14 protein-coding genes and 1 pseudogene are annotated in these 14,982 nt (G+C 62.2%); 7 read left to right on the forward strand and 8 right to left on the reverse strand.

Translation table 11 applies throughout. The features are described from left to right. Nucleotides 1–76 precede the first annotated feature (76 nt). The 6 genes from J6497_RS24175 to J6497_RS24200 all read left to right on the forward strand — a co-directional run bounded on the left by J6497_RS24175 (nucleotide 77) and on the right by J6497_RS24200 (nucleotide 6,523). Nucleotides 77–1,210: an ABC transporter substrate-binding protein gene (locus J6497_RS24175; RefSeq protein ID WP_312010354.1), complete on the forward strand. Its 1,134-nt coding sequence runs from the start codon at nucleotides 77–79 to the stop codon at nucleotides 1,208–1,210. A gap of 553 nt (nucleotides 1,211–1,763) precedes the next feature. Continuing rightward, nucleotides 1,764–2,252 carry a DUF302 domain-containing protein gene (locus J6497_RS24180; protein ID WP_225706781.1) on the forward strand — a complete coding sequence of 163 codons (489 nt, stop codon included), beginning with the start codon at nucleotides 1,764–1,766 and terminating at the stop codon, nucleotides 2,250–2,252. A gap of 189 nt (nucleotides 2,253–2,441) precedes the next feature. Further along, nucleotides 2,442–3,395: a Bug family tripartite tricarboxylate transporter substrate binding protein gene (locus J6497_RS24185; protein ID WP_225706782.1), complete on the forward strand. Its 954-nt coding sequence runs from the start codon at nucleotides 2,442–2,444 to the stop codon at nucleotides 3,393–3,395. Then, entirely contained in the window at nucleotides 3,392–3,874 is a 483-nt protein-coding gene (locus J6497_RS24190; protein WP_225706783.1) for a tripartite tricarboxylate transporter TctB family protein, read from the forward strand. The genes J6497_RS24185 and J6497_RS24190 overlap by 4 nt, the downstream gene beginning before the upstream one ends. A 5-nt stretch (nucleotides 3,875–3,879) precedes the next feature. Beyond that, a complete protein-coding gene (locus J6497_RS24195) occupies nucleotides 3,880–5,403 on the forward strand; it encodes a tripartite tricarboxylate transporter permease (RefSeq protein WP_225706784.1) in 1,524 nt (507 codons plus the stop codon). A 121-nt stretch (nucleotides 5,404–5,524) separates the two neighbouring features. After that, nucleotides 5,525–6,523 (forward strand): aldo/keto reductase, encoded by a 999-nt coding sequence (locus tag J6497_RS24200; RefSeq protein WP_225706785.1) that lies wholly within the window; start codon nucleotides 5,525–5,527, stop codon nucleotides 6,521–6,523. Between the two features lie 46 nt (nucleotides 6,524–6,569). On the opposite strand, the gene J6497_RS24205 is transcribed toward J6497_RS24200, so the two are convergent. From J6497_RS24205 to J6497_RS24230, 6 genes are all read right to left on the reverse strand, one after another. Further along, nucleotides 6,570–7,538 (reverse strand): zinc-binding dehydrogenase, encoded by a 969-nt coding sequence (locus tag J6497_RS24205; RefSeq protein WP_225706786.1) that lies wholly within the window; start codon nucleotides 7,536–7,538, stop codon nucleotides 6,570–6,572. Between the two features lie 33 nt (nucleotides 7,539–7,571). After that, complete coding sequence (locus J6497_RS24210) at nucleotides 7,572–8,567, reverse strand: NAD(P)H-dependent flavin oxidoreductase (protein WP_225706787.1); 996 nt, start codon at nucleotides 8,565–8,567, stop codon at nucleotides 7,572–7,574. Nucleotides 8,568–8,822: 255 nt separating this feature from the next. Beyond that, a complete protein-coding gene (locus J6497_RS24215) occupies nucleotides 8,823–9,254 on the reverse strand; it encodes a CBS domain-containing protein (protein ID WP_225706788.1) in 432 nt (143 codons plus the stop codon). A 501-nt stretch (nucleotides 9,255–9,755) separates the two neighbouring features. Further along, nucleotides 9,756–11,363: a DHA2 family efflux MFS transporter permease subunit gene (locus J6497_RS24220; RefSeq protein ID WP_225706799.1), complete on the reverse strand. Its 1,608-nt coding sequence runs from the start codon at nucleotides 11,361–11,363 to the stop codon at nucleotides 9,756–9,758. After that, a complete protein-coding gene (locus tag J6497_RS24225; protein WP_225706789.1) occupies nucleotides 11,360–12,580 on the reverse strand; it encodes an HlyD family secretion protein in 1,221 nt (406 codons plus the stop codon). The genes J6497_RS24220 and J6497_RS24225 overlap by 4 nt, the downstream gene beginning before the upstream one ends. Nucleotides 12,581–12,912: 332 nt before the next feature. Beyond that, nucleotides 12,913–13,158 (reverse strand): hypothetical protein, encoded by a 246-nt coding sequence (locus J6497_RS24230; RefSeq protein WP_225706790.1) that lies wholly within the window; start codon nucleotides 13,156–13,158, stop codon nucleotides 12,913–12,915. A 309-nt stretch (nucleotides 13,159–13,467) separates the two neighbouring features. Here J6497_RS24230 and J6497_RS24235 point away from each other — a divergent pair, with 309 nt between their 5' ends. Next, entirely contained in the window at nucleotides 13,468–13,770 is a 303-nt protein-coding gene (locus tag J6497_RS24235; protein WP_225706800.1) for a hypothetical protein, read from the forward strand. Nucleotides 13,771–13,898: 128 nt separating this feature from the next. On the opposite strand, the pseudogene J6497_RS24240 reads toward J6497_RS24235, so the two are convergent. Both J6497_RS24240 and J6497_RS24245 read right to left on the reverse strand, forming a co-directional pair. Further along, a pseudogene (locus J6497_RS24240) lies at nucleotides 13,899–14,340 on the reverse strand (transposase); the annotation flags it as partial. Nucleotides 14,341–14,608: 268 nt separating this feature from the next. Next, on the reverse strand, nucleotides 14,609–14,982 hold a 374-nt coding region (locus J6497_RS24245), incomplete at its 5' end, for a PaaI family thioesterase (protein WP_225706791.1).

Raw genomic sequence — 14,982 nt, forward strand, 5'->3', positions numbered from 1 at the left:
CGTCCGAACGCTGACCGCCATTGTATTAGGGCTTACGTCAGTAAGCGCGATGTCCGAGCAAGCGCGCGAGCAAGGCGTGACCAACACTGAAATTCGCATCGGGAATGTTATGCCCTATAGCGGGGATCTGGCGATCTTCGGGGCGATCGGAAAAGCCGAAACCGCGTATTTTGAGATGATCAACGAACGTGGAGGGATCAACGGCCGCAAGGTGCGCTTTATTTCACATGACGACAAATCCGATGCGTCGACCGCCTTGGACCTCACGCGCAGTCTTATCGAGCAGGACGACGTCCTCTTGATGTTCGGTTCCTTTGGTACTCCGGGAAACTTCGCCGTTCGCACATACTTGAATGAAAGGCAAATACCTCAACTGTTTGTCGCCTCCGGCGACGATCATCTGAGCGATCCATCGTTGTTCCCATGGACGATGGGTTGGCAGCCCTCAATTCGGGAAGAGGGGCGCATCTATGCCAACTACATACAGGCGTTCTACCCTGGAAAAAGAATTGTAGCTCTCTGGCGGAATGACCCATTCGGTCGAGAACTATTCAAGGGGGTAGAAGACGGGCTCGGTGAAATTGCCCGGATGATCCGGGTCGATATCGCGTACGACGTCGCGGATGAGCATCTGGACACGCACGTATCGATCTTAAAGCGGTCAGGGGCCGAGATTCTTGTATTTGCAGGAGTGGCTGCAGATGCAGCGAAAGTAATTCGAATGGCGACGGATCTCAATTGGCATCCTGTGTTCATATTGAACCATATGGCCTCGTCGATTGGGACGACGCTAAAGCCTGCCGGCCTGGAAAACGCCTTGGGCGTAATTACGGCTACCTTCTTGAAGGATGCAAATGATCCGGCCTGGCGGAACGACCAAGCCGCCGGAGACTGGCAGTTATTCGTTGATAAGTATAAGCGCGCCGGAGGCAAAGACGACAGTGCCGCCATCTTCGGTTACGCGGCCGCCGAGACGTTGGTCCACGTGCTGAAACAGTGCGGTGATGACCTATCTCGCGAGAACGTCATGAAGCAAGCAGCGGCCCTCAAAGACTACCAAGGCTCCGTTTTGCTGCCTGGGATCAAAATCAGCACCGGACCTGGGAGCTTTCGGCCGATCAAGCAGCTACGACTAGTTCAATTCGACGGCCGCACGTGGCAACCGATTGGCGATGTGCTCGAAACGGCCTTCTCCAACTCCCAAGAGTAGCAAACAACATAACGAGGCGCATTCGACGCTGACTGACGCTAATAGGGCCGTTCTGTCCGTCGGCCCATCGCGTCGTTTCGCTGTCAAAGGATAACCGCGTCGCTCCAGGGGCAAAGCGGACGTTGCTTCGCTGCCTTGCACCAGCGGGTTCATGAGAACACGGCCGAAGCCGACCTGGTCCGAAAAGCCGCTCACCGCTTAATGGCTGCTACGTGCTGGCCGCAGTCAGAGGGCCGGAAATCGAAAAGTGAGGGCTAACCACCACGCGGCAAGTGTTGCGGTTGGGCAGCCGATGTTCGACGTTGCATAATCTTCAACCAGCCGGAGGATCAGCACTGCAATTGCGGGTCTTTGGACGCACGGGGATGCAGCTCTCGGTGCTGGGCTTCGGCTGCGGCGCGGTGGGCGGGTTTATGGTGTGTGGCTATCGGTAGACGCTCCAAAACCTGATTACTTCGCTCGCCGCGTCATCCTGCCGATGATACGCTGTACGCCTGACACGAGCAGGGGCTGTTGCGTCCGATCCGGCGAACCAACGACAGGGAGAATCCCTATGAGCTCCAGAAACCGCGTCCTGGCGAGCTTGGCGCTTTCGCTCGCTCTATGCACGGGCCCGGCTACCGCGCACCCAGCCGACGACGGCCTGATAACCAAGCCGAGCAAGTATTCGGTGGAAGAAACCGTCGCAAGATTTGAAGCCGCAGTTAAGCAGAAGGAAGCGGCCGGTTTCATGGTCTTCACCGAAATCGATCATGCCGCTGCCGCCAAAAAATTCGGCCTCGACATGCGGCCGCGTACGGTCATCGTCTTCGGCAATCCGAAGCTTGGAACGCCCGCCATGGTCAAGACGCCACTGTTGGCGATCGACGTGCCGCCTAAGGCACTGGTCTGGGAGGATGATCAGGGCAAGGTTTGGTTGTCGTATAATTCTTCCGACTATCTCTACAACACGATCTACCCGCGGCACGGTGCGGCCACTCCTCCGGCGACCGCGCCATTCGCAAAACTCCTGGACGAGATAAGCGATCAGGCAACGAGGTAGGCCAAAACCACGTCGATCGCAGCCTGAAGTGTGAAAAGCTCGCAACCGCCATGGCTCCGCCCTACGAATCTGGATCTGGCGGAGCGCCGCACACGCCGCCGGATCATCCTTGTCGCGTCATTGTTTGCGAAGTCCTGGCGCCTTGCTATGATCGAGAAAAATCAATCAACAGCGATAGGGAGAAGCGCCATGAGGGCAGTGCTCCGCAGTTTGGCGGTGACAGCAGCGTTGGGCGCCATGGTCATTCCGGCCGCGGCTCAAAATTATCCTGAGCGCCCGATCAAAATGATCGTGCCGTGGGCGGCAGGCGGCGATACGGACAACATCTTCCGCCCGTTTGCTCCGCTTCTGCAAAAGCACATCGGTCAGCCGATCGTGATCGCCAACGTCGTCGGTGCCTCCGGCACCGTCGGGGCTCGCGAAGCCAGGGGCTCGCCGGCGGACGGCTATACGCTTTACGCGGTGCACGACTACATCCACCTTGTGCACTATGCCGGCGTCACTGACGTCAAATACAGCGACTTCGAGCCGATCTGCCTGCTCTCTGCGACGCCGTCGGTCCTGACGGCGAGTCCCAAAACGCCCTGGAAGAGCTGGGCTGAACTTGCCGACGACGCCAAGAAGCGACCGGGCCAGATCACCGTCGGGGCGACCCTCGGATCGACGAGCCACATCTTCCCGGCGCTCATCGAAAAGGCGGCCGGCGTCAAGTTCAAGTACGTGTCCTATGAAGGTCTTGCGCCGCGCATGAATGCCATTCTCGGCGGCCATGTCGATCTGACGGATTCCAACCTGACGCAGAAGGGCAAAGTCGATGCAGGGCAACTGAAGTTTCTTGCCATCGCTGCCGAGAAGCGCGACGCGGAAGCCCCTGACGTGCCGACGCTGAAAGAGCTTGGCATGGATATCGTCTACGCGGTTCAGCGCGGCCTGCTGGTACCGAAGGGCACGCCGGCCGCGGTGCGCGCAAAGCTGGACGAGGCCTGCGGAAAGGCCGCCAAGGAGGCGGAGTTCGCGGACGCGATGAAGAAGCAGGGAACGCGCGTCTCTTATCTCAACGCCGCCGACTACGGTCCGTTCCTGGACAAGCTCGACCGAGAGAGCAAGACGATCATGACCGAGCTCGGTCTAGCCAAGCAATGAGACTTGGTCGCGATAGCTTTGCCGGGCTGATCTTCCTTAGCGTCAGCCTGGCTCTGCTTGTGCAATCGTTTGGACTGCCGCAGCTGCCGCTGGTACCCGTTGGTCCGGGCTTCTATCCACGCATCGTCCTGATCTTCATGGCCGTCATGAGCGTGGCGCTGGTCGTGCAGGACCTGCTCGCGCGGCGTGCCGGCGTGGCCGGCGTCGGTGCGCCGGCGCAGCCGCAACGGGCCTATGGCCTGGTCGCGCTCTCCTTCGCGATCATCGCGCTCTATATCGTGCTTCTGCCTCTGCTCGGCTATCGCATCGCCACTGTCGTGTTCGTTGCTGCGATGCAAGCGACGCTTGAGAGGCCGACGACCTGGCGTCAGTGGGCGGTCCTGGCCGCCATAGCGATTGGCACGTCGGCGCTGACGTACCTGATCTTCGAGCGGTATCTCGCGGTGCTGCTTCCTCGCGGCAGCTGGACAAACTGGTAGGCGGAATGTTCGAGCTTTTGGGCCACGGGCTCCTGACGGTGCTGGAGTGGAAATATCTCCTTCCGCTGTTTGCCGGCACGCTCGTTGGCGTCATCGGCGGCGCGTTGCCGGGCGTCACCATCACGATGACGATCATCGTTGTCCTGCCGTTTACCTATGGTCTCGATCCCCTGCAGGGACTGGCCACGATGACCGGCGTCTATGTCGGCGGCTCCGCAGGTGGCCTCGTCACCGCCTGTCTGCTCGGAATCCCGGGAACCCCCTCGGCAATCGCCACGACCTTCGATGGCTTTCCGATGGCGCGGGGTGGGGCGCCGGGCCGGGCGCTCTGGCTCGGCATCTGGTCGTCGTTCTTTGGCGGGCTGCTTGGCGGCCTGTTCTTGATCCTGGTGACCGGACCGTTGGCGGCCATCGCACTGGAGTTCGGACCGTGGGAGTATTTCTCGCTGTTCGTGCTGGCCATGGCGATGGTGGCAGGCCTGGCCGGGTCCTCGTTCGTCAAGGGCCTGCTATCGACCGCGATCGGCCTCTTGATCACGGTGATCGGCACGGACCCGATCGGGAGCGTGCCGCGCTTCACATTCGGGTCCGAGTTCATCAGCGGCGGCTTCCCGTTTCTCCCCGTGCTGATCGGGATCTTTGCCTTCGCGCAGATCATGTCCGACATCGAGAAGGTAGGAGTGCCAAAGACGCCCGGGGCCGTTCTGGGCGCCCAGCCGAGCCTTGCGGTTTCCCATCTCAAGGTGATCGGCGAAATTCTTGGCCGTCCGTTCCTGCTGCTGTGGTCGACGATTATCGGCATTCTGATCGGCGCGCTGCCGGCGATCGGTGGCAGCGCCGCCAACATGCTGGCCTACGACCAGGCGAAGAAGTTCTCGCGCCACCCCGAGCGTTTCGGTACCGGCGTGCCCGAAGGCATCATTGCGTCGGAGTCCTCCAACAACGCCAACGTCGGCGGCTCGCTAGTAACCATTATGGCGTTCGGCATCCCGGGCGACGCCGTGACCGCCGTCATGCTTGGCGCAATGACGATCCATGGTATCCAGTCGGGGCCGCTGTTCGTCTCCCAGCAACCCGGGCTCGCCTACGGCATCTACGCCGCATACATTTTGGCACACGCGCTGATGGTGCTGATCTTGGCCGCAGGCACCCTATTCGTGCTTCAGATCACCCGCGTGAGGCTCGCGGTGCTTGCGCCGGTCGTGCTGGTCCTTTGCGTCATCGGCGCATACGCGCTCAACAACACCATGCAGAGCGTATATGTTCTGCTTATTTTTGGCGTGTTTGGCTATGCGCTGGTGAAGGCCGGATTCCCGTTGGCGCCGCTGATCCTCGGCCTCATCCTTGGCGATCAGATCGAGATCAATCTTATTCGAGCGATTATGACGGACGACAGCCTGCTGCTGTTCTTCACGCGACCGATTTCCGGCGGGCTGCTGTTCTGTGCGGCGCTCTCGGTTGGGCTAGCCGTCTGGCAGCACGTGCGTCATCAGAGGCGAACCCCGCGTGAGGAAGCGCACGACTTCTGACGCCGAGTTCCATCCCGCGACAGAGGGCCGGAAATCGAAAAGCGAGGGCCAATCGCAAATGTTGCGGTTGAGCAGCCGGCGTTCGACATTGCATAATCTTCAATCAGCCGGAGGAGCAGCGATGCAATTGCGGGTCTTTGGACGCACGGGGATGCAGCTCTCGGTGCTGGGCTTTGGCTGCGGCGCGGTGGGCGGGTTTATGGTGCGCGGCGATCCCCTCGACCAGGAGCGGACCATCGCGCGGGCGATCGCCGCCGGCGTCAACTACTTCGACACCGCGGTGCAGTACGGCGATGGCGAATCGGAAAAGAACCTTGGTCGCGTCTTGCAGAAGCTGAAACCGGCCAATGTGGCCGTCGGCACCAAGGTCCGGTTGCCACCCGGCGAGTTTGGCCGGATTGCGGACGCCGTCAGGATGTCGCTCGAAGGCAGCCTGGCGCGACTGCGTCTTGAGCGGGTCGACATCTTTCATCTGCACAATGCAATTGCCGAGAACGGAGGCGGATCGACGCTGAGCGTCCGGCAGGTGCTCGACGACGTGGTGCCGGCGTTCGAGCTGCTGCGTCAGCAGGGGAAGATTCGTTTCCTCGGGATGACGGCCGTCGGCGACACGGCGGCGCTGCAGCAAGTGATCGACGCCGGCGTCTTCGACAGCGCTCAAATCGTCTACAACATGCTCAATCCATCTGCCGCAGACGATTTGCCGCCGAGCTATCCGGCGCAAGATTATGGACGATTGTTCGATCACACCAAGGCCGCCGGCGTCGGCGTCGTGGGCATTCGCGTGCTGGCCGGCGGTGCGCTGTCGGGCTCAGCCGAGCGTCATCCGATTGCGGGTCCGGCGCCCGAGCCGATCGGTTCGGCGATGAGCTACGATGCCGATACCGATCGCGCACGGCGTCTCATCGCGCTGGTCACGGAGGGGTTCGCGGCGAGCCTGACCGAAGCCGCCACGCGATTTGCAATATCCCACCCGGCGATGGGCACGATCCTGGTCGGCATGGCGACGCCGTCGCAGTTCGAGGACGCACTTGCCGCGGCCGAAAAAGGCCCGCTGCCGCAAGCTGCGCTCGACAGGCTGACGGCACTGCAGCAGGCATTTTCCGGCGAACCACGATGATCGTTGCCCGCGGGCAACGATGGTGGGCCTCCGCCGACGCAGTTTGCTACAGCGTCACCACGATCTTGCCGAGGTGCTTGTTGGCTTCCATGTGCTCGAACGCCTTGCCGATCTCGTCGAACTTGTAGACGCGATCGATCGGCAGTTGCAGCTTGCGCGATTCCACTGCGCCCCAGATGTCCTTGCGGACCTCGTCGAAGATCTCGCGGATCTCCTCGATGGTGCGGGTGCGGAAGGTGACGCCGACATAGGTGATGCGGCGCGCGGCGTGCAGGTCGAAGTTGAAGTCGGCATGGGTGCCGCCGAGCCGGCCGACATTGACGATGCGGCCCTTGACCTTGGTCGCGGCGAGGTTCTGGCTCGCGACCTTGCCGGAGACCTGGTCGACAATGAGGTCTACGCCTTCGCCGCCGGTCGCCTTCAGGACCTGCTCGACCCAGGTGGGATCGCTGGAATCGATCGCGAGATCGGCGCCGAAATCCTTCAGCCGGCTGCGCCGCATCGCGTCGGTCGAGGAACCGATTACGAGCTTCGCACCCTTGAGTTTCGCAATCTGCATCGCCATCAACCCGACACCGGAACTTGCGCCCTGGATCAGCACGCTCTGGCCTGGCTGCAGCGCGCCGTTAGTGACGACGGCATTGTGCATGGTCGCGAGCGCGACGGGCAGGGTGGCGGCCTCCTCGAAATTCATGTTGGACGGCGCGCGGAACAGCCGGCCATGATCGGCAAGCGCGTATTCGGCAAAGGCGGCGCCGCCGGAGCCCATGATCTTGTCGCCGACCTTGACGCCTTTCGCATCAGGTCCGAGCTCGGCGACCTCGCCGGCCCATTCCATGCCCAGCACCGTGCCGACGCCGCCCGCGCTGCCATGGGCATGGCCCTTGGTCATGCCGAGGTCGGCGCGGTTGAGGCCGCAGGCATGGACCTTGACGAGCACCTGCGTGCCCTTCGGCGTTGGCTTGGCGACGTCGGTGATCTCAGCGCCATTGGCGCCATAGACATAGGCTTTCATCGGCTCTTCTCTTTGGTTGGGCGCAAGGCCGCTCTATTCGGCGGCCTGGCGCTGTGCCCCCGAAATCATGCTGTCGAGGCGGCCGCGGATGATCGCCTCTGCATCGCGCACGATGCGCGATACCAGTTCGGCGCAGGTCGGGATGTCGTGGATCAAGCCCTGCACCTGGCCAGCCGACCAGATGCCTTCGTCGGCATCGCCGGTGGCGTAGACCATCTTGCCGCGCGCGCCGGCGACGAGCTCGCGCACATCCTCGAATTTCGCGCCTTCCTTCTCCATCGCGACCACCTTGGTCGAGATCGCATTCCTGGCGACGCGCGAAGTGTTGCGCATGGTGCGGAAGATCAGCTCGGTCTCGCGCTCGTCATTGGCGACGATGCGTTCCTTGACGAACTGATGGATCGGGCTCTCCTTGGTGCACATGAAGCGCGTGCCCATGTTGATGCCGTCGGCGCCGAGCGCAAGCGCAGCCGCAAGGCCGCGGCCGTCGCCAAAGCCACCGGAGGCAATCATCGGGATCTTCACCTTGTCGGCGGCGCAGGGGATCAGGATCAGGCCGGGGGTGTCGTCCTCGCCGGGATGACCGGCGCATTCGAAGCCATCGATCGAGATCGCGTCCGCGCCCATGCGCTCCGCCGATAGCGCGTGGCGGACGCTGGTGCATTTGTGCACGACCTTGATGCCGTGCTTCTTGAATTCGTCGACATGTTCCTGGGGCTTGTTGCCCGCAGTCTCGACGATCCTGATACCGCTCTCGATGATGACCTGGCGGTATTCCGCGTAAGGCGGCGGCTTGATCGCGGGCAGGATGGTCAGGTTCACGCCAAACGGCTTGTCGGTCATCTCGCGGCAGCGCGCGATTTCCTTGCGGAGATCATCCGGCGTCGGCTGGGTCAGCGCCGTGATCATGCCGAGCGCACCGGCATTGGCGACGGCAGCGACGAGTTCCGCGCGTCCGACCCATTGCATGCCGCCTTGCACGATCGGGTGCTCGACGCCGAAAAGCTCGGTGAAGCGTGTCTTGATCATTGCTGCCCTCTGTTTCCCCGCCGCGATTGCTGCGCGCGTTGTCTATCGAGAATTCATTCGGGCAGCAGGATGCCGTCGCCCCCCGCAAAAGTCTACGGTGCGCGCGGCGGAGCTCAGGGCAGACCGCTCATGCAAAAGCGGGAGCTGCGGCGCTTGTTTCCGCGAGACGGATTATTCAGTCATGGAGGCCGGCGATCTTGGCGCGGTGGGCGACCAGCGTCAGCACGGTGTCGGCCAGCTGACGCTGAAGTGCTTTCAAGCCGGGATAGCTTCCCGCGTGGCCATCGCCTGCTCGTCGAATGCGGCCGCGATGTCGCGGATGCTGATGACGCCGATCAGGCTGTAATTGTCGATGACGGGCACATGGCGGATGTGGTGCCTGTTCATGAGATGGCGGACATGCTCGAGCGGGTCGCGCGAGCTGCAGGAGACGAGCTGCTGCACCGAGATGAAGTGCGACACGCGCATGTTGGCGCCCGCCGCGCCGTGCTCGGCAATGGCGCGCACCACGTCGCGTTCGGTGAACATGCCCACGGCAGTGTTGCCCTCGGTGTGGACGACGTCCTTGACCACCAGCGCGCTGATATTGCCCGAACGCATCAATTGCGCGGCGATCGCCACCGTCTCGTTCATGCGGATCGTTGCGACACGGGCAGCTTTCTTGCGCAGAATATCCCCGACTTGCATGGCAACCTCCTTGGTTCGTTAACGATCGTAAGTCTGGTATACAAAATGCCAATTGTCAACAAAGTTGCTCTCGCGGGGCTGATAAAAAATACAATGAAAACAGTAAGTACAGCTGACGCTTTTGGTCCGAACAGGCGGTAGCGTCTCGTCGACCTGGCTTGTTGTATTTTGTATGCCTTACGCTTCAAACAAAAAGGGCGCACCGGAGTGCCAGCCCCTAGCTTAAATGTGGAATCGCCAAAACGGCGATTCCACGCGACTTTTTGAGCAACGCCACAAACGCCTCGTTGACGCTCAGTCACATTAAGGCGGTTGTCGGGCAGGCCTAAATTACGCGCGTAAGTCACTCGTAACAGCCAACGACGACGTCCCGTGTCCGTGACGCCAATGCTCGAACATTACTTCCGCTTTCGGAGGCTTAGCGGACTTGACCGGATTCTCTGCTGTCTCGACTCAGTCGCGAATGACCCAAAGCGGCCCTCCAAGGCCGAGGCAGCGACATCAATGGGCCGCGGGCTTGGCGCCCCCCAGCTTGACACTGCGCAGCGTTAGCGCGAGCGGAACCGCCGCCAGCGCGATCAGCGTCAGCACCCAGAAGGCGTCCATGTAGGCCAGGAAGGATGCCTGCATCTGCACCTGTTGTCCGATCCAGGCAAGCGCCTGATGCTGCGCCTTGATCAGCGGGCTGCCTTGCGCAACGAAATAGTCCGTCATGTGGTGCAGCGTGTCCTGATATTGCACGCTGGACGGCAGCGCCTGGTCGACGAGCCGGCTCTGATGAAACTGCTCGCGGCGCCACAGCACGTTGTTGATCAAAGAGATGCCGATCGAGCCGCCGGTATTGCGCGCCATGTTGATCAAGGCCGAGGCCTGGCCGGTCTTGTCGGGCGGGATGCCGTCATAGGACGTAGCGGTGATCGGAATGAACATCAGTGGGATCGCGGCCGCAAACAGCATCCGGGAGCGCGCCATGAACCAGAAGCCGAGATCGCCATAGACATTGGTCAGCGCGTACATTGACAGCGCGATGCCGACCGCGCCGGCGGCGATCAGGTACTTTGGCTGGATCTTGCCCACCAGACGGCCGGCGACGAACATCATCACCATGGCGACGCCGCCACCCGGCGAGACCATGACGCCGGCCCAGGTCGCGGTGTAGCCGAAATCCTGCTGCACGAGGAGTGGCAGGAACTGAGTCGTCGCGAGCAGGAGGGCACCGGTCGCCAGCATCACCAGAAAGCAGGCGCCGAACTGACGCGTCGCCACCATCCGGACGTCGATTGTCGGATTGCGGCGGGTCATCTCCCACGGAATCATCAGCATGAAAGCGAGCGCGCAGACGATCGCAACCGTGGTGATAAAAGACGAGCCGAACCAGTCGTCCTCGAGCCCGCGATCGAGCATGATCTCCAAGGCGCCGAGAAACGTCGCGACCAGCACGAAGCCGACAACGTCGAACCCGGCCTTTTGTTGGCGCCACTTTCGCTGCTCCTCGACCGCCGCCTCCGACTCGCGCACGACCAGCGCGATCAGCGCGAGCGTCACCACCCCGACCGGACCATTGATCAGGAAGGCCCAGTGCCACGACACATTGTCGGACAGCCAGCCGCCCAATGTCGGCCCGACCACCGGGGCCACGGCGACAGCGACCCCGAATAGCGCAAAGGCCTGGCCGCGCTTCGCGGGCGGGAATGCATCCACCAGGATCGACGAGGCGACAGGCACCATGCCCCCGCCGGCCAAGCCCTGCATGATGCGGAACAGCACCAGCGACGGCAGCGTCCAGGCAATGCCGCACAGCACCGAGCTCGCCGTGAACAGCGCCAGGCAGATCAGAAAGAAGCGCTTGCGGCCGATCGTTTTGGCCAGGAACGCGCTGGCCGTCAAAATGATGGCGTTGGCGACGAGATAGGTCGTCACGACCCATGACGCCTCGTCCTCGCTGACCCCCAGGCCACCTGCAATGTAGCGCAGCGCCACATTGGCGATCGTGGTGTCGAGGACCTCCATGAAGGTGGCGAACGCGACGAGTACCGCGATCAGCCACGGATTGGCTCCCGCGCTGCCCGTACCAGCAGAAGCGCTCGTTTGGGTCGGGCCGGCGCTCATAGCCACGCCCCCAGCCGCTCCAGGAGCGAGGGCGCGGGATCGATCCGTACCGTTGGGACGACCGACATACCGGGCCCGAGCGCGACGTCGGTCGGCAGGTGGTCCACCACCAGCTTGACCGGCACGCGCTGGACGATCTTGACATAGTTGCCGGTGGCGTTCTCGACGGGCAGCAGCGAAAACGCGGTGCCGGATCCGGGCTGGACGCTCGCCACATGGCCGTGGATCGCGCGTTCCGGATAGGCGTCGATGTGAAGGGTTACCGGCTCCCCCGGCCGCATGTGGTCGAGCTGCGACTCTTTGAAATTTGCCCAAACCCAGATGTCGTCGGGCACGAACATCGTCAGATTGGTGCCGGGCTGTGCAAATTCACCGACGGCGGCGCTGATCTGGACCACGCGCCCGGGTTGGTCTGCCGTGACAATCGTATGAGAAAGATCCAGTTGCGCTTGGTCGCTCTGGGCCCTGGCTTGGGCAAGGCTCGCGACCGCGCTGTTGCGCTGTGCCTTGAGTGCCTCGATCTGACGTTGCGCCAGCGTGAGGTTGGCTTGAGCACCTTGAACTGCTGCTTCCTGCTGACTTAGCTGCGAGGAGTACTGCTGCGCATTTTGAACCGTGCCCCAGCCTGCTTGTGCCAAATGCTCGTAGCGCGCGTTCTGCTGCTGCGCAAAAACCAGCGCCGCCTGTGCCTGGTGCAGTTCGGCCTGGTTGGCGCTGATCTGCGCATTCTGCACGCCGATCTGGGCGTCGATGTTCTGGATGCTGGCCTCACTACTCGCCACCTGCGCCCGTGCCCGCTCGAACGCAATACGGTAGTCGCGTTCGTCGATGCGCGCGATCACCCCGCCCGCGGCGACGTGCTGGTTGTCGGTAACCGGGACTGCGGTGAGGTAACCGGGGACCTTGGGCGAGACCGTGAACTGACGCGCGGCGATGAAGGCATCGTCGGTCGATTCAAAGTACGTGGTGTAGTCCCAATAGAGATATGCGGCCGTCAATGTCACAAACAGCAGGATCAGGCCGCCGGCGAATGCAAAAGGGCGCCGCCGCAGCGCGCCCTTGGCGGGTCCGTAGCGGCGCTTATCATCAACACGCTCGACATCCTGATTTTCGTTTTCTTCCGTCAACGCCTCAACTTGAAGTCTGCTGTCAGCAGGGTTCTGAGGGGTCGGTGCTCGCATTTGGAACACGCGCCGATCGTCTGTCTCCAATGACATCACAAGACCTCAGACTTTCCTGCCACGCGCTCGGTACTTCATGCCGATCCGTCTGACATGTCGTTGTGTATCGTCAGATCGCCGGCCAAAACCCGACGGCACGGCTGGCGCTGGTCTACCGGCGCGGCGCTGGAGCTCCTTACCCCAATACCTTTTGGTAATCTCCCCCTTCCCGTATCAAAATTTCATCAACAATATCAATGCATTGACTGAGCGTAGAAGGAATTTCTACGACAAGCTGTCGTGAAGACAGCTTCGGCAGGCCGCTCTCGGCAACCAGCGGTGTGCTGCATGGAGGCGCACAAGGAGGCGGCCCGCAGGCCGCCGCCTGCTCAATGCCGGTGCTTGGACGCACGCGGATGATGCCTCGCCGGGGCCGCCGAGAGATTGACGTTGCCTGTGGCCGCCAGCGCATTGGCGGCACCGTAGGATGGCGCTCTGAAGTTGTGAGACCCGACACCGAGGCTCTGGTAGAAGGCCTGCGCGCCTGGCTCCTGCACCGCCTGCTGTGCGAGCGCCGGCGTTGCGATCACCCCGGAGAGCAATGCGGCTGCGCCGATAAGCTTGAATTTCGTCATGGTTCGATTCCGTGGCCAAGAGGCTTGCGCGAACAGGCCGCGGCCATGATAATTTATCATCGATTCATGGGTGAATGTGGACATGCTTTCAGCTCCTATCGCTAATCTATTGCCTGTAATATCTGCGCTGCCGGACCAATCCACAAACGACACTTTGCACCGCTTAGCATGAGATATATTCATGAATAAGGGGAGGGAACTCGTGGAACGGTGAGGCACGCATGCGCGTCGGCGCGTTTCCAACCGCCGCCTTCGCGATCACGGCGGCTGACGTGCCGGTAATACGGCATGCGCGGATAGCGGCCGGTGTTGTACGGCGTACTCGCGGCGACGATGGCGTGCACCATCGCGTCGGACAGGATCGCCGGGGCCCGGCCGTCGCAGGCGGCGCGGCTCACCGTCGCCGATCTCGTACGTAGTCGGCTGATAACCCTTACCCGGCACGGCCGCACAAAGCTCGCCGAAACCGACGTCCTGCGGGAGAAAGCCCAGAAAGGATTTGAGGCCGCCTTCGACCGCACCGATTCCGAATCCTTGCGCGAGGCGCTGCGATTTCTGACCTCGGACGGCTTCTCCGCAGCGTTTGACAAAGCCCTGTCGCGCAGCCGCTGAGCTTCAGACGACATTTGCTTATGAGCCAGCACCGCGCCGATCTGATCCCAATCGAGCTTTATGGCGCCAACAGGCGAAACGTTCCGCTGGTGCGCAACTCCGTCACCCGGGCTGTGTCCTGGCGCGCCCGGCGAAAGGTTCGGCGCATCCTTGCCCAGCAGGGCCGCCAACGCCTCCTGGAAGTCGCCGGTCGAAAATGCCCCGCAGGTAGAGCACCGGCAGCAGTGCGTCCAGGCTTCTCGTCCGGCGCGCCCACAACGGCAGAATCGCCGAGCTGAAGCGGATTCGCTCGCCGTCGCCGGCCGCCCCGCGATCTCGAATCTTCACCCGGGCGACCTCGACCGCCCCGATCCCGGTCTGGATCGTGCGTGTCGGCCCATGACCGTGCCGCACGACACGGTCTCGCCCGTCGGCAAGCTTCAATTCCTTCATGCCGGCCAGGAAGGCTTCCGCCTGCTGCTCGATCGCCTCCGCAAGCAGCTTGCGCGCACCCGATCGCAGGATATTGGTCAGTGGATCGTCGATATCGCCGGGCTGGCGAAGACGGACAATGCTGCTATTCTCGTTCATGGCGTATCGCTCTCCTCGAGAGGTTCTGGCAGGCTCGACACCCGCCTCGATACGCCGCCTATCTCATTCCGTCATGACCCAGTTTCCCACATAGCTCCCCTCCGAAGGTGGAGGCCGCACGTTCGAATCGTGCCGGGTGCGCCACACCGGCAGCTCAGTCGAAATGGAAGCCAAAGAAAAAATTGCTCCCTCTGCGACCGACGGCGGAGCCGATCGACAGACACCACTCCGGACGGAGCCGGGTTACGGCGTAGCCGACGACTGCCAATCACGCTTTCGGCCACAGGACCAATTGCGTGTTGCGAAAGTAAGCGATTGCGACGCCATCGGCCTCGCGGCGCACGTCGGCGTCCCACACTTGCGTGGTACGTCCTTTATGTATCGGACGCGCCGTACAGACCACGATGCCCTCGCGTGCCGTTCCGATTAGGTTGCTCTTGAGCTCCATGGTGGTGAAACCACTGGCGCCGGCCGGAAGGCCGCGCAAAGTCCCGTAACCACAGCAGGTGTCAGCGAGTGACGTCACGGTGCCGGCGTGCAGATAGCCATTCCAGGCGCCGAGGGCGCGGCTTACCTCAAGCGTCGCGACAACTTCATCAGCCTCCACTTTACGAAAGCGCATCCCAAGGAGACCGGGGAGAT

It is taken from the genome of Bradyrhizobium cenepequi, from assembly GCF_020329485.1.
Lineage (GTDB): Bacteria > Pseudomonadota > Alphaproteobacteria > Rhizobiales > Xanthobacteraceae > Bradyrhizobium > Bradyrhizobium cenepequi.

Bases quoted from the DNA above. Each gene is read 5' to 3' on its own strand.
- J6497_RS24180 (WP_225706781.1), top strand. From the start codon at position 1,764: ATGAGCTCCAGAAACCGCGTCCTGGCGAGCTTGGCGCTTTCGCTCGCT.
- J6497_RS24185 (WP_225706782.1), top strand. From the start codon at position 2,442: ATGAGGGCAGTGCTCCGCAGTTTGGCGGTGACAGCAGCGTTGGGCGCC.
- J6497_RS24190 (WP_225706783.1), top strand. From the start codon at position 3,392: ATGAGACTTGGTCGCGATAGCTTTGCCGGGCTGATCTTCCTTAGCGTC.
- J6497_RS24195 (WP_225706784.1), top strand. From the start codon at position 3,880: ATGTTCGAGCTTTTGGGCCACGGGCTCCTGACGGTGCTGGAGTGGAAA.
- J6497_RS24200 (WP_225706785.1), top strand. From the start codon at position 5,525: ATGCAATTGCGGGTCTTTGGACGCACGGGGATGCAGCTCTCGGTGCTG.
- J6497_RS24205 (WP_225706786.1), bottom strand. From the start codon at position 7,538: ATGAAAGCCTATGTCTATGGCGCCAATGGCGCTGAGATCACCGACGTC.
- J6497_RS24210 (WP_225706787.1), bottom strand. From the start codon at position 8,567: ATGATCAAGACACGCTTCACCGAGCTTTTCGGCGTCGAGCACCCGATC.
- J6497_RS24215 (WP_225706788.1), bottom strand. From the start codon at position 9,254: ATGCAAGTCGGGGATATTCTGCGCAAGAAAGCTGCCCGTGTCGCAACG.
- J6497_RS24220 (WP_225706799.1), bottom strand. From the start codon at position 11,363: ATGAGCGCCGGCCCGACCCAAACGAGCGCTTCTGCTGGTACGGGCAGC.
- J6497_RS24225 (WP_225706789.1), bottom strand. From the start codon at position 12,580: ATGTCATTGGAGACAGACGATCGGCGCGTGTTCCAAATGCGAGCACCG.
- J6497_RS24230 (WP_225706790.1), bottom strand. From the start codon at position 13,158: ATGACGAAATTCAAGCTTATCGGCGCAGCCGCATTGCTCTCCGGGGTG.